Source organism: Micromonospora sp. NPDC005194 (assembly GCF_040608335.1).
Classification (GTDB): Bacteria; Actinomycetota; Actinomycetes; order Mycobacteriales; family Micromonosporaceae; genus Micromonospora.
The window spans coordinates 26525-40135 of the sequence record NZ_JBEXIA010000009.1 but is presented as its reverse complement, the minus strand read 5'-3'; the positions used below and the strand labels follow the sequence as shown (position 1 = coordinate 40135).

Annotated in this window: 14 protein-coding genes; 3 read left to right on the top strand and 11 right to left on the bottom strand. The window is 73.3% G+C overall.

What is annotated here, in order from left to right:
- Positions 1-112 precede the first annotated feature (112 nt).
- A complete protein-coding gene (locus ABZU53_RS10050) occupies positions 113-565 on the top strand; it encodes a DUF6817 domain-containing protein (RefSeq protein ID WP_355065101.1) in 453 nt (150 codons plus the stop codon).
- Here the strand turns inward: ABZU53_RS10050 and ABZU53_RS10045 are convergent.
- From ABZU53_RS10045 to ABZU53_RS10000, 10 genes are all read right to left on the bottom strand, one after another.
- The gene (locus tag ABZU53_RS10045; RefSeq protein WP_355065099.1) at positions 469-1413 is read right to left on the bottom strand and encodes an acyltransferase domain-containing protein; all 945 of its coding nucleotides are present in this window, start codon (positions 1411-1413) and stop codon (positions 469-471) included. The two genes, ABZU53_RS10050 and ABZU53_RS10045, sit on opposite strands and share 97 nt — an antisense overlap.
- Before the next feature lie 48 nt (positions 1414-1461).
- A complete protein-coding gene (locus tag ABZU53_RS10040) occupies positions 1462-2652 on the bottom strand; it encodes an amidohydrolase family protein (protein WP_355065097.1) in 1191 nt (396 codons plus the stop codon).
- A 220-nt stretch (positions 2653-2872) separates the two neighbouring features.
- A complete protein-coding gene (locus ABZU53_RS10035) occupies positions 2873-4030 on the bottom strand; it encodes a hypothetical protein (RefSeq protein WP_355065095.1) in 1158 nt (385 codons plus the stop codon).
- Positions 4023-4826 (bottom strand): sugar phosphate isomerase/epimerase family protein, encoded by an 804-nt coding sequence (locus tag ABZU53_RS10030; protein WP_355065093.1) that lies wholly within the window; start codon positions 4824-4826, stop codon positions 4023-4025. Before ABZU53_RS10030 ends, ABZU53_RS10035 begins: the two co-directional genes overlap by 8 nt.
- On the bottom strand, positions 4823-5977 hold the full coding sequence (locus ABZU53_RS10025) for a dihydrodipicolinate synthase family protein (protein WP_355065091.1): 1155 nt from the start codon (positions 5975-5977) through the stop codon (positions 4823-4825). Before ABZU53_RS10025 ends, ABZU53_RS10030 begins: the two co-directional genes overlap by 4 nt.
- A complete protein-coding gene (locus ABZU53_RS10020) occupies positions 5974-7125 on the bottom strand; it encodes a Gfo/Idh/MocA family oxidoreductase (RefSeq protein ID WP_355065089.1) in 1152 nt (383 codons plus the stop codon). Before ABZU53_RS10020 ends, ABZU53_RS10025 begins: the two co-directional genes overlap by 4 nt.
- 38 nt (positions 7126-7163) lie before the next feature.
- The gene (locus tag ABZU53_RS10015; RefSeq protein ID WP_355065087.1) at positions 7164-7958 is read right to left on the bottom strand and encodes an ABC transporter ATP-binding protein; all 795 of its coding nucleotides are present in this window, start codon (positions 7956-7958) and stop codon (positions 7164-7166) included.
- A 4-nt stretch (positions 7959-7962) separates the two neighbouring features.
- Positions 7963-8967, bottom strand: a complete 1005-nt coding sequence (locus ABZU53_RS10010) for an ABC transporter substrate-binding protein (RefSeq protein WP_355065085.1) — start codon at positions 8965-8967, stop codon at positions 7963-7965.
- 23 nt (positions 8968-8990) lie between these two features.
- Complete coding sequence (locus ABZU53_RS10005; protein WP_355065083.1) at positions 8991-9974, bottom strand: ABC transporter permease; 984 nt, start codon at positions 9972-9974, stop codon at positions 8991-8993.
- A gap of 255 nt (positions 9975-10229) precedes the next feature.
- Positions 10230-10946: a cupin gene (locus ABZU53_RS10000; RefSeq protein WP_355065082.1), complete on the bottom strand. Its 717-nt coding sequence runs from the start codon at positions 10944-10946 to the stop codon at positions 10230-10232.
- Positions 10947-11039: 93 nt separating this feature from the next.
- On the opposite strand from ABZU53_RS10000, the gene ABZU53_RS09995 reads away from it, so the two are divergent.
- The gene (locus tag ABZU53_RS09995; protein ID WP_355065080.1) at positions 11040-12113 is read left to right on the top strand and encodes a LacI family DNA-binding transcriptional regulator; all 1074 of its coding nucleotides are present in this window, start codon (positions 11040-11042) and stop codon (positions 12111-12113) included.
- 189 nt (positions 12114-12302) lie between these two features.
- Here the strand turns inward: ABZU53_RS09995 and ABZU53_RS09990 are convergent, their stop codons facing one another.
- Positions 12303-12962 (bottom strand): fasciclin domain-containing protein, encoded by a 660-nt coding sequence (locus ABZU53_RS09990; protein ID WP_355065078.1) that lies wholly within the window; start codon positions 12960-12962, stop codon positions 12303-12305.
- A gap of 153 nt (positions 12963-13115) precedes the next feature.
- Between ABZU53_RS09990 and ABZU53_RS09985 the strand changes: the two genes are divergently transcribed.
- On the top strand, positions 13116-13601 hold the full coding sequence (locus tag ABZU53_RS09985; protein ID WP_355065076.1) for a GNAT family N-acetyltransferase: 486 nt from the start codon (positions 13116-13118) through the stop codon (positions 13599-13601).
- Positions 13602-13611: the final 10 nt, after the last annotated feature.

The following is a 13611-nucleotide window of genomic DNA, read 5'->3' as shown; positions in this document are numbered from 1 at the left end:
GAAACTGTCCAAGATCTCCCCTCGGACCTCGGCGACATCCACCTGAGCGTGTGACATATTGCCCACGTCCGGGGGCAGCGAGTTCCGGCAGCCGATACCTACAGTCGGGGCCATGAGCACCGACACCGCCGTGCGGGGCTGGCTGCGCGACCGGGGCGCTGAGCAGATCGCGCATCCCGGGGGCAATCTGTACGCCCACCTGTGTCGCGTCAGCGACCGACTCGCCGCGCTCGGCTGCGACGGCGACGTGCAGGCCGCGGGCCTCACCCACGCCGTCTACGGCACCGACGGGTTCGACCTCACCCTGCTCGATCGGGCCGATCGTGCGGTCCTGCGGGATCTGATCGGCGCCGACGCCGAGGAGCGGTGTTACGGATCGCCGGAGATAGAGGATCACGTCGCGGCCACTGTGCCTAGATCGTCTTTCCAGGCGCTGGCAGAGCGGGGTCCGCGCTCCCAGGTGGATGGTCAGATCGGGAAGCGGCCCTGGCGCCATTGCCAGTGGCGGCCGGCCGCCAGGTGGTCGACGATCGCGCGCTGGAGGGCGGTGCGGCGCGGCAGTTGATCGAGCGGCGTGCTCAGGGTGCGGAACGTGAACCGCAGCACCTCGACGTCGGCGTCCAGCCCCTCCGGCTCCTCGTAGGGCTCCAGCTCGAACCGTCGCTGGAACCGGACGATGTTGGAGTCCTCGGGCAGGTACTCCCGCAGCTGCGGGTCGAGCAGCCACGAGCCGCAGGAGAACTCCGTGTAGCGCTCGTCGGGGAAGTGGCGCGGGAAGAAGGCGCGGGCCTCGTCGAGCGACGCCGTGATCGCCTCCGGCGTCAACGGTCCCGACTCCGGGATGTGCAGGCCGAGGGTCGTGCCGCCCCGGTGGTGCTGCAGCCGGCCCAGCTCGTAGACGCCGCCGCGCACATGCAGCGTCAGCCAGCTCTGCATCACCGGCCAACCCTCACCCCGCATCCGCCGATCGACGGCGAGATTGCGGCCCAGGTCCGCGAGGGTCAGCCAGGAAACGGCATCGGGCACGCCGTGGTCGCGGTGGTAACCCCGGACGACGTCGACCAGGGCGAGGTACGCGTACACGTAGAGGTGCCGCCACGCGTTGCCCCGTTCGCGCGGCAGCTCCGGACCGGGCGGCAGCCAGACGTGGCCACCGAGATCGGCACGGACCAGTGCGATCGAGCGGTCGAGCAGCCAGCACAGCTCCGGAGTCCACAGTGCGGAGTCGGGGTCCGGCCAGCCCGCCATGATCTCCGCGGCGTCGTCCGGCCGCACCGCGAGCCGGTCAAGGAGCGCGGGCGCGTCGGCCCTGGCTGGCAGCGGAGCCGACGGCTGGTCCCCGGCGAGCCGGTGCACACGCTCGACGTCCTGGACGGGCACCCCGAGCCGGGCGGCGATGTCCTCCAGATCCATGCCGACGAACCTACCGCCGGTCGGCGCCTTCCCACAGCCCGCGACTGCTCAGTCTCCAGGCACCGCCCCAGCGAGGTACACGGCGAGCGGGCGGCGCAGTACGGTGATGTCGCTGGTCGGGTCGCCGTCCACGACCAGCAGGTCGGCGTCATAGCCGGGGCGGACGCGGCCCTTACTCCGCCCCAGGCCACACACCTCGGCGCCGACCGAGGTCGCCGCGGCGAGGGCTGCTGTGGCGGGGATGCCACACGCGACGTACTCGACGAGCGTCTCCGGCAGGATCCCGTGCGGCTTCGCGGGGCCGAGGCCCGCGTCCGAGCCGGCCACCAGGCGAACCCCGGCCCGGTGCAGGGTGGCGGCGGCGGCGCGCAGCGCGGCCTCGCTGAGGCCGGCCCGCGCCGCCATCTCCACCACCTCCGGCGGGGTGATCACGGCTGGGTCGGTGCCGAGCGTGGCACAGACCGCCACCCCGGACATGGCCAGGCGATCCGCGAGGTCGTCGGGGACGTGGGCGCCGGCCGCGGTCACGCACGTGCAGTGCTCGATGCCGTCGACACCGACGCGCAGGGCCTGCTCGACAGCGCTGAGCGCGTGCGCGTGCGCCGTCACCGGCAGGCCGAGATCATGCGCCCGGGTCACCGCGGCGGTCAGCTCCTGGTCGCTGAACTGCGGCCGGGTGGTGTCGGTGCCGGGGGTGAACACCCCGCCGCTGGCCATGACCTTCACCAGGTTGGCGCCGGCCGCCGCCTGCTCACGCACGGCCGCGCGGATCCCGTCGACGCCACTCGCCTCGCCCCCCATCCACCAGCAGTGCCCGCCGACGCTGGTGATCGGCGCGCCCGACCCGACCACCGTTGGTAGGTCGTCGCGCACCCCCCGGTCCCGCCACCGCAGCACGGCACCGCGGCGGTCGCCCAGGTCCCGGACGGTCGTGACGCCGGCCGCCAGGTGCGCACCCAGTGACGCCTCGACGACCGCGTCGAGGTCCGTCTCAGGACGTTCGGCGAGCCGGCCGAGCGCGTCCGGCCCGGCATCGGCGCACAGGTGCACGTGCGCGTCGATCAAGCCCGGAAGCAGGGTGCCGTCCGGATGCTCGCGCACCGGCCAGTCCTCCGGCGCCTGCGCCCAACCCCGGTGCACGTCGGTGATACGACAGTCGTCCAGCAGGACCAGCACCCCGCCGTCCACGAGCCGCTCGCCGTCGAACATCCGCGCCGCCCGGACAGCATGCTTCGTCATCGGTCCTCCCCCGTCGAGCTGAACAGTTACCACCGGCTCTGCGCTGACGGCGCCCCGCGAACAAGGGGCCCTGGTCAGCCCGAACCTGCTCGCCGGTTTCCCGGCGCCTCCCGTGGGCACGGCTGGCGTCAGGCTCGGACCGGTCGAGGTGGGGCTCATGGCGTCCACGATCCGCGCCGTCGAACCCTGCCACCTCCCCCCAGGAGGCGAGCCCTGTCCCTCACCAGAGGGAACGGCGCCAGCTCATGGTGAGCGCCCCGGCGAGGGCCAGCCCGAGCAGCGGCGCGACGCCCACCCCGGCGAGCGTGCACCCGACCGCGAGCAGTGCCGGCGGCACCCAACACCACGCGGGCACGGTCCGTGGGGCACGGCCGCGCCGCCGTGCCGCCGCCTCCACGGCCATCGGCACGACAAGCACCGGCAGCGCGGCGGCCAGCAGGGTCAACCACGGCAGGACGAGGCGGTCGAAGCGGGCAACCGCCAGCATCCCGCCGAGCACCGCGACGGCGAGCATCGCCACGCGGGCCGGCACCCGGGGCGCCAGGCCGCGCACCGCCAGAGCACCGGAGTACGTCGTGGTCAGCGCCGCCGCGAAGACCGCCACCGCGACGAACAGATTCGCGTACGCCGCCAGTCCCGAACCGGCGGCGAGCAGCGCGACCACGTCCGCCGAGCCGGTTCGCAGCCACAGGCCGGCGCCCGCGAGCACCCCGAGCAGCGCGGGCCCGATCAGCAGGCCCACGCACCAGGCCAGGTCCCGCCGTCGGGCGAGGTCGACGCTGAAGTCCGGGGCGCGCAGCGCGAACACCGCGGCGTACCCGATCAGCGCAGCGGCGTCGGCGAGCCCGCCGGCGGCGACACGGACCGGAGCACCCGGTGGCGGCAGCACGGTCAGGCACCAGCCGACCAGCACCACCGCGCTGAGGGTGGTGACGACCGCGACCCGGTTGCCGAGCCGGGCCGGCGCCCAGGAGACGGCGAGGACCGCCACCTCCAGCAGCGCCGGCCCGGCCCAGCCCGGCAGGTGCGTCAGAGCGGCGAGGGAGGCGCCGCCGAGCCCGACGTTGAAACCGTTCCAGCCGATCATGGACACAGTCAGCACGGCCGCCAGCAGCAGCCGCGAGGTGTCGCCCAGGTAGGCGGGCAGCACCGCGGTAAGCGTTCCGCCGTCGCCGAGCGGCCGGCGCAGGCCGATCCGGCCCTGCCCCCACAGCAGCGCCGCCATCAGCACCCCGCCGACCAGCAGGCCGGTCACCGGCACCGGGCCACCGTGCCGGGCGGCCATCGCCGCACCGAGCACGAGGGTGGCCGGCGCGGTGCCGATGCCCAGCCAGGCGCCGACCGCCGCCGGCCACCGCCGTTCGGGAGCCTCAGACAACGTGGCGCAGGTAGCCGGTGATCGCCGCGTCCAGCACCTCCGCGCCCGGACGCGCCCACACCTCGGCGGAGAAGACCTCCACCTCGATCGGGCCGACGTAACCGGCCGCGTCCACAGCCTCGCGCAGCCGACGCAGCTCGATGCAGCCGTCACCGGGCAGCGCCCGACCCAGCAACACGCCCTCCGGCAGCGGAGTCACCCAGTCGCAGACCTGGAAGGCGGCGATCCGGGCCCCCGCGCGGGCGATCTGCGCGTACACCGTGTCGTCCCACCAGACGTGGTACGCGTCCACGACCACGCCGACCACCGCCGGGTCGAACCGCTCGGCGATGGCCAGCGCCTGGCCGAGGGTCGCGATCACGCACCGGTCGGCGCTGAACATCGGGTGCAGCGGCTCGATCGCCAGCCGTACCCCGGCAGCCGCCGCGTGCGGTGCCAGCTCGCCGATCGCGTCGGCGACCCGGGCCCGAGTGCCGTCGATGTCCCGACTGCCGGGCGGCAACCCGCCGGAGACCAGCACCAGCTCGGGCGCGCCCAGGACGGCCGCCTCCTCGATGGCCCGCAGGTTCTCCGCACGCCAGTCGTCGCCGGAGAAGAAGCCGCCCCGGCACAGCGAGGTGACGGCGAGACCCGCGTCCCGGACCAGCTTCGCCGAGCGGGCCAGCCCGTACTGCGTCACCGGCTCCCGCCACAGCCCGATGCCCGGCACGTTGGCCGCCACACAGCCGGCGACCACCTCGGGCAACGGCCAGTGCTGGGCGGTCGCCTGGTTGAACGAGAACCGCTCCAAACTCATTGCTCCACACCCGCCACTGTGAAGAACGACCGCGCGCGGGCGGCGGCCAGGTAGGCGTCGGGCAGAAGCCCGGCCGCGTCGGCCAGGGTGAGCAGGGTCGCCAGGTGCGCCGGGGACCGCCCGGACTGCGCGCCGCCGACCATGGTGAAGTGGTCCTGGTGACCGGCCAGCCAGGCCAGGAACACGATCCCCGTCTTGTAGTGCCAGGTCGGCGCCGCGAACAGGTGCCGGGCCAGCGGCACGGTCGGCGCGAAGATCTCGTCGTACGCCGCCAGGTCGCCCCGGTCGAGGGCCGCCAGCGCGGCGGCGGCGGCCGGCGCGATCGCCGCGAACACCCCGAGCAGCGCGTCAGAGTGGCCCACCTCGTCACCCCGGATCAGCTCCGGGTAGTGGAAGTCGTCGCCGGTGTAGAGGCGTACCCCCGCCGGCAGCCGGCGGCGCAGCGCGACCTCCCGGCCGGCGTCGAGCAGCGACACCTTGACACCGTCCACCGTGGACTGGTGCGCCTTGATCAGCTCGATGACCGTGTCGGCGGCCAGATCCAGATCGACAGATCCCCAGTAACCGGTCAGCGCCGGGTCGAACATCGGCCCGAGCCAGTGCAGCACCACCGGTTCCCCGGCGGCGGTCAGCAGCTCGTCGTACACCCGCAGGTAGTCCTCGGGGCCGCGGGCGGCGGCGGCCAGGTGCCGGCTGCACATCAGCACCGGCCGGGCGCCGGCCGCGCGGACGTCGTCGAGCTGTTCGCGGTACGCGGCGGAGACCGCCGCCAGGGTCGCCGGGCCGGCCGGCAGCTGGTCGGTGCCGACACCCGCGACGATCCGGCCGCCCACGGCGCGGGCCTCGGCGGCGCTGCGCCGGATCAGCTCCCGGGTGGCCGGATAGTCCAGGCCCATCCCCCGCTGGGCGGTGTCCATCGCCTCGGCGACGCCCAGCCCGTACGACCAGAGGTGCCGCCGGAACGCGAGGGTGGTGTCCCAGTCCACCGCCGCCGCGGCCCCCGGCACGTTCTCCGCGCCCGGGTCGGCGACCACGTGCGCGGCGGCGTACGCGATCCGGCCGGTCGCCGGGGCGGCCGGGCGGGCGAAGCCGCTCCCCCCGGCCAGCCGGTGTCGCCGCCCGCCCGGCAGCACCACGTCGGCGGCGCTCATGCGCGCAGCTCCGGAACCTGGACGCGGACGCCCTCGCGGGCCGCGCGCAGCCCCAGCTCGGCGAGCTGAACGCCGCGCGCGCCGGCCAGGAAGTCCCACTGGAACGGCTCGCCGGCCACGACGTGCCGCAGGAACGCCTCCCACTGCACCCGGAAGCCGTTGTCGAACTCCTCGTTGTCGGGCACCTCGGCCCACTGGGCGCGGAAGTCCTCGGTGACCGGCAGGTCCGGGTTCCACACCGGTTTCGGGGTGACCGCCCGGTGCTGCACCCGGCAGTTGCGCAGTCCGGCGACGGCGCTGCCCTCGGTGCCGTCGACCTGGAACTCCACCAGCTCGTCGCGGTACACCCGCACGCCCCAGGACGAGTTGATCTGCGCGATGATCCCGCCGTCGAGTTCGAAGATGGCGTACGCGGCGTCGTCGGCGGTGGCCGCGTAGGTGCGGCCGTCCTCGTCGACCCGCTCGGGCACGTGGGTGGCGGTCACGCAGGAGACCGCGTTGACCCGGCCGAACAGCTCCTCCAGCACGTAGTGCCAGTGCGGGAACATATCGGACGTGATCCCGCCGCCGTCCTCGGCCCGGTAGTTCCAGGACGGGCGTTGGGCCGGCTGCCAGTCGCCCTCGAAGACCCAGTAGCCGAACTCGCCCCGCACCGAGAGGATCCGGCCGAAGAAGCCGCCGTCGATGAGCCGCTTGAGCTTGCGCAGACCGGGCAGGAACAGCTTGTCCTGCACGACGCCGGTGCGGACGCCGGCCGCCTCGGCGGCCCGGGCCAGGTCGAGCGCGCTGGCAGTGTCCTCGGCCAGGGGCTTCTCGGTGTAGATGTGCTTGCCGGCCTCGATCGCCTGGCGGATCGCCTTCTCGCGCTGCTGGGTGACCTGGGCGTCGAAGTAGATCTCGACGTCGTCACGGGCCAGCGCCGAGGTCAGGTCGGTGGTCCAGCCGGTGAGGCCGTGCCGTTCGGCGAGCTCGCGCAGCTTCGTCTCGTTACGCCCGACCAGGACCGGTTCCGGCCAGATGGTCGTGCCGTCGGCCATTGGCACGCCGCCGGACTCGCGGATGGCAAGCAGGGACCGGACGAGGTGCTGGCGGTAGCCCATCCGTCCGGTCACGCCGTTGACGATGATGCCGATGGACCTGCGGGTCATGGTGTTCCTTCCGTCGTGCTGGTCATGCCGATCCGCGTTCAGTGGTTGGCGGCCGCGCTGCCGAGCAACCCGCGCAGTTCGGTGGCGAGCCGGTCGAAGCGGGAATCCGACATCACCTGCGCGTAGTCGCGGTGCGCCGGCAGCTCGACCGGGAAGGTGCGGATGATCCGGCCCGGCCGGGCACTCATCACCACGACCCGGGTGCCGAGGAAGACCGCCTCGGCGATGGAGTGGGTGACCAGCACCACAGTGGTGCCGGTCTCCCGCCAGATGCGGTGCAGCTCGGCGTTCATCTGCTCCCGGGTCAGCGCGTCCAGGGCGCCGAAGGGCTCGTCCATGAGCAGCACCGGCGGGGCGTGCAGCAGCGCGCGGCACAGCGCCACCCGCTGCTGCATGCCGCCGGACAGCTCGTGCGGCAACGCCTTCTCGAAGCCGGTCAGGCCGGTCATCTCGATCAGCTCGTCGGCGCGGCGGGCCGCCCGTGCCCGGTCCATGCCCCGCATCTCGGCCTGGAGCAGGATGTTGGCCCGCGCGCCGCGCCACTCGAGCAGCGCGGCCTTCTGGAAGACGAAGCCGATCTCCTTCTGCGGGCCGCGTACCGGGCGCTCCAGCAGCGACACCTCGCCGCTGGTGGGCTTGACCAGCCCGGCGACGATCTTCAGGAGGGTGGACTTGCCGCAGCCGGACGGGCCGACGATGGTGACGAACTCCCCCGGCTTCATGTCGAGGGACACGTCGTCGAGGGCGGTGGTCTGCGACCGCCGGGTGGTGAACCGGACGGTCACCCCGGACATCCCGATGGCGGTGCCGGTCGCTGCCGGCGCGGCGCTCACCGGGTCACCCCTGCGCCGCGTACGAGGAGTCCCAGTACGCGTTGGGCGCCCCCGGGTCCTTCAGCTCGGCGTAGCGCGACATCAGGTCGATGGTCTCGGACCACTGGGCCTCGGTGTTGACCCCGGGCGGGCCCTCCGCGCCGAGCAGCGGCAGGTTGAGGGTGAGCTGTTTGGTGAGCACCTCGGGGGCGGGCTCGTTCTCGGCGAGCGCGACCATGGCGCTCACCGCGCCGGCGGGGTCGCGGGCGGCGTCGGACCAGGACTTCTGGGTGGCCCGGACGAACTTGCGGGCCAACTCCGGGTCCTTCTGCAGGGTCTGCGTGTTGGCGATCAGGCCGGTGCCGAGCAGGTTCATCCCGTAGTCGGCGAAGAGCAGCACGTCGACCTTCTTGCCGGTCTTGCTCTCGATGGTCGGGGCCTGGTCGTGGAAGAAGCCCATGATGGCGTCGACCTTGCCCTCGGCGAGCGCGGCGATCTTGCCGGCGGCGTCCACGTTGACGACCTTGACGTCGTTCTTGTTGACGCCGTTCTTCTCCAGCCAGGCCGGGAAGGTCGCGTAGAGGGCGTCGCCGGGGGTGCCGCCGACGGTCTTGCCCTTGAGGTCGGCCGGGGTCTTGATGTTCTCCTCGGTGAAGAACTCGACCGAGGACGGGCCCTTCTCCAGGTACGCGCCGAGGCTGCGCACCGGCATCCCGCTGGCCACGGACTTGAGCAGCACCGGGCTGTCGGCCCAGCCGAAGTCGGTCTGCTTCTGGGCGACCTGCTTGACCGTGTTGCCGGAGCCGTTGCCGGGCAGGATCTTCAGGTCGATGCCCTCGGCGGAGTAGTAGCCCTTCTGCAGGCCGTAGTAGAAGGGAGCGTGCTCGCCGTACGGCACCCAGTTGAGGGTGAGGGTGACCTGTTTGCTGCCGTCGGCGCCGGTCTTGCCCGTGGAGTCGTCCGCACCGCAGCCGGTGGCGGAAAGGAGCAGGGCGGCGGTGGCCAGGATGGTGGTGGCGGTGCGTTTCATCGGTGCCTCCGTGATGGGGTCGGTCAGGAGGTGGTGAGGGACACGCCGGCGCGACGGCTGGCGTGCCACGGGATGAGCAGTGCCTCGGCGATCTCGACCAGGACGAACAGGACGATGCCGATGGCGGACATCAGGATCAGGTCGGCGAACAGCAGTGGGGCGTCGAGGTTGCCGTTGGCCAGCAAGAGGACGTAGCCGAGCCCTTCGCTGGCGCCGACGAACTCGCCGACCACGGCACCGACCACGGCGAGGGTGACGGCCACCTTGAGGCCGGCCATCAGGTGCGGCAACGCGTTCGGAAAGCGGATCTTGCGGAAGGTGCGCCACGGCCCGGCGCCCATGGTGGCGGAGAGGTCGAGCAGCTCCGGGTCGGTGGACCGCAGGCCGGCCACCCCGGAGATGACCACCGGGAAGAACGCGATGAGCACGGCCAGGATGATCTTCGGGGTGAGGCCGAGACCGAACCAGACCACCAGCAGCGGCGCGATGGCGATCTTCGGGATGACCTGTGCGAACAGGACGATCGGGTAGAGCGCCTTGTCCAGGGTGCGCGAGTAGGCGATGGCGACAGCGGTGGCCAGCCCCAGCGCGGCGGCCAGCACGAAGCCGAGCACCGTCTCGTAGAGCGTGACCATGGTGTGCCGGGCCAGCTCGGACCACTGGCCGGTCATCGTGGTCCAGACCTGGCCGGGAGTGGGCACCAGGTAGTTCGGCACGTACTCCCGGGCGGCGACGAACCACCAGGCGGCGAAGAAGGCGACCAGCACCAGCGCCGGTCGCCACAGCGAGTCGGCGAGGGCCGCCGCGCGCCGACCGAGCGTCGGGCGTGGTGGACGGCCACCGCCAGGCGGCGGTTGCACCACCGTGGACGACGTCGGGCCGCCGACGAACGCCGGCGCACCGACGCTTCCGGGCCCGGAAGCGGGCTCGGAGGCGGCTGCCCGCGCACCGCTCGCGTGGTCGGCGGCGGCCGGCCGGCCCGCCGTGTCCAAAGAGTTCTCGGTCACGCGGAACCTCCTCGGGGGCCCGGCACGGCACTCGTGGAGCGGGCCGGTCGGCGGATCAGGCAAACGCTTTCCTGGAGCGTAGGCGGCCCCCTCACGCCGGGCAAGGCCTTTCCTCGATCTATTCGTCGATCGGCCCGGCGCCGCACGCGCCGGGCCACTTCGAGATCACCTCGACCTCCCGAAGACGGCTGTCGGGACACCCCGACGTCAGTGTTCGAGGAGATCAGGACAGTCCAACCTGGACCGACGGCGCCGTCAGCCGCCAGCCGGGTAGGTGTCGAGGAGGCCGCACATCCCGAGCCGGCTCCGCTCGACCGGCTCGGCCACCGCGTACACCCCGGCGTCGCCCAGGTGCCCGGCGTCCCCCCGCTCGAGGGCGTCGAGCTGCACGGCGGTGTCGGCGGCGGCACGGCCGGCGCCGGACTCCCACCGCTGCCGCCAGCGCGTCAGCAACGGCCGGCGCAGCGCGATCGCGGCGGCGTGGAACGCGGCCAGCGCCGCCGGCCCGCCGGACCGCAGCGCCGAGAAGCCGGTCACCGCCAGATCCCGCCGCCGGTACGCGGCGCGCACGTCCGCGCCCGGCGCTCCCCCGTCGGGCAGCGCCGCCGCCGCGGCGTACGCCGCCGGATCGGCCAGCACCTCGGGTGGGAAGGTCAGCACCGCGTCGCCGGCCTCGGGCAGTCCGCTGTTCTGCATGAGCACCACGATGCTCAGCCCGCCCCCGTTCACCAGGCGGTGCACGGTGCCCGGCTCGAACCAGACCACCACCCCCGGCCGCAGCGGCGTCTCCCGGAAGCCGGCCGTGGTCAGGGTCTGCACCGCGCCCTCGCCGTCGGTCACCACGTACCCCTCGGTGCAGCACAGGTGCACGTGCGGGGTGCCACCGACCACGCCGTCCGGCGCGACCGTGTCGTAGACGCGCAGCCGGGAGACGCCGATCCCGCCGGGAAGCGCCGCGAAGCGATCGGACATGGCCGGGCCTCCCTGCGGGAAAGGGCTTTCTCTGCGGTACGGTGACGCTAGCCGGCGCGGCGAAACGCCGTCAACAGACCGAGGGGGCGGGCCATGGCGACCCTGTCCGACGTGGCGCGGCGCGCGGGCGTCTCACCCGCCACCGCCTCCCGCGTCATCAACGGCAGCAGCAAACCGGTCACCGACGAGCTGCGCGAACGGGTGCTGGCCGCCGTCGCCGAGTTGCAGTACGTGCCCAACGCGCACGCCCAACTGCTGGCCCGCTCGCACCGCAGCGCGGTCGGCGTGATCGTGCACGACGTCTCCGACCCGTACTTCGCCGAGATCACCCGAGGGCTGCAACGGGTCGCCACGGACCAGGGCCGGCTGCTGATGATCTGCAACAGCTACCGCGACCCGGATCGCGAGCTGGAGTACGTGGAGCTGCTGCGCGGCCACCAGGTGGCGGCGCTGATCCTGGCTGGCTCCGGCTACCACGACGAGGCGTTCACCCGGCAGCTCAACGAGAAGCTCGCCGCGTACGAGGCGACCGGCGGGCGGGTCGCGGTCATCGGCCGCCACGAGCACTCCGGCGACGCCGTCATGCCGGACAACCGGGCCGGCGGTCACCTCGCCGGTCGCGAACTGTGCGAGCTGGGGCACCGGGCGATCGGCGTGGTCGCGGGCCCCCGCATCCTCACCACCACCACCGATCGGCTGGCCGGGCTCAAAGAGGCCCTCGCCGAGCAGGGCCGCGAGCTGCCCGAGCGCCGCATCCGGTACGCCGAGTTCGACCGCGACGGCGGCGCCGAGGCCACCGCCCGGCTGCTCGACGCCGATCCCGGGCTGACCGCGATCGTGGCCCTCAACGACTCGATGGCCATCGGCGCCCTCGCCACCCTGCGGGCCCGCTCGCTGGCGGTGCCGCAGCAGGTCTCCGTGGTCGGCTTCGACGACATGCCGATCGCCCGGGACGTGACACCCGCGCTGACCACCGTGCGGCTGCCGCTTGTCGACATGGGAGTCCGGGCGATGTCCCTGGTGCTCGGCGCGGAGGCGCCGGCGCCCCGGGTCGAGGTGCTCCCCGCCGAGCTGATCCGCCGCGACACGTCCGGGCCGGCGCCGGCCCATCGGCGCGAGACGGCAGGGTCGGCGCCCCGCGCCCGGCGGGCCGACGCCGCCTCCTGACCGGAGTCGGCCCCGCGGCGTCCTGTCACGACTGTCGACCGGGCGTACCTGGTCTGCGGATCGAGGACGAACCGGAGCGACACGCCCGCCCGACGGCGCCGCGGGACGAGAAGATCAGGCCGGGGCTGTCCCCACGGCGCGGGCCGCGCGGGTGGCGGCCGACGCGGGGTCGGCCGCCACCCGGGTGGGTCAGGGCAGGTCGATCGGGCGCAGCACCCGGTCCACGGTGTGCGCGATCTGCCGGTTGCCCTTGTTGACGTCGAACGCGACCACGCGGGCGTCACGGTCGTTGGTGTCGGCGTCGACCAGCCGCAGCTGGCGGAAGATGTGCCAGTAGGTGCGGACGTCGACCTCGACGGTCGGGCCGAGGGCGGTGGTCAGCTCCGCGCCGTCGGCCTTGAGGGCCGCCCGGCGGTCGATGGTCGCGCTCGGCACGACGTGGTAGAGCAGCACCGTCTCCACGGTGTCGATGCCCAGCCCGGCGACCGCCGCGAACGCGGCGCTCTCACCGGGCAGCTTCCGGGCGTGGGTCAGCTCGCGCACCAGCTGCTGGAACGCGGCGTCGTTGGGCAGGAACGCGGTCAGTGCGACGGTGCCGTCCGTGAGCACCTTCACCGGCGAGTCCGGCTTGGCCTCGAGCACCGCCAGCACGGCCGCGGTCAGTACGTCGAAGTCCCGCGAGTTGCGGTCGAAGCCGCTCGTGTCCTTCGTGAGCACCTGGGCGAGCGACTTCGTGCCGAGCGGCTTGGCCTTACCGGTCGCCTGGGCCGGCACGGCCACGGCGGTGGTGGCCAGCGCGGTGGCCACGGCGCCCACCGCCATCCGGGCGGCGAATCGTGCGATCTTCATCAGCGGGCCTTTCGTCGAAGCGACGGATCCGTGACGTCTCGTCACGACACATGCTTCGCGGCCTGCACACCGCCCGGATGCAGCCACCGCCGGGAAAGTTCGACAGTCGAAATCCGCTGTCCCCACCCGGAGCGCCGCGCGTAGCCTGCGCCGGTGCTGATCCGCGAGTTCGACGACCAGGACTGGTCGCAGGTGTGGCCGATCATCGAGGAGGTGGTCCGGGCACAGGAGACCTTCCCCTACGACCCGGAAATGACGGCGGACACGGCGTACCGCATCTGGGTGGAGGCCCCGCCCGGGCGGACCGTCGTCGCGGTCGACGGCGAGCGGGTCCTCGGCACCGCGAAGATGGGCACCAACCGGCCCGGGCCGGGCGCCCACGTGTCCACCGCCAGTTTCCTGGTCGCCGCCGACGCGCGCGGCCGGGGCGTGGGTACCGCGCTGTGCCGGGACGCCCTGACCTGGGCACGGCGACGGGGGTACGCCGGCATGCAGTTCAACGCCGTGGTGGAGACCAACCGATCGGCGGTCGAGCTGTACCGCAGGGAGGGCTTCCACGTGGTCGGCACGGTGCCGGGCGCGTTCCGCCACCCCACCCTCGGCCGGGTCGGCCTGCACGTCATGTACCAGGAGTTCTGACCGCCCCGCC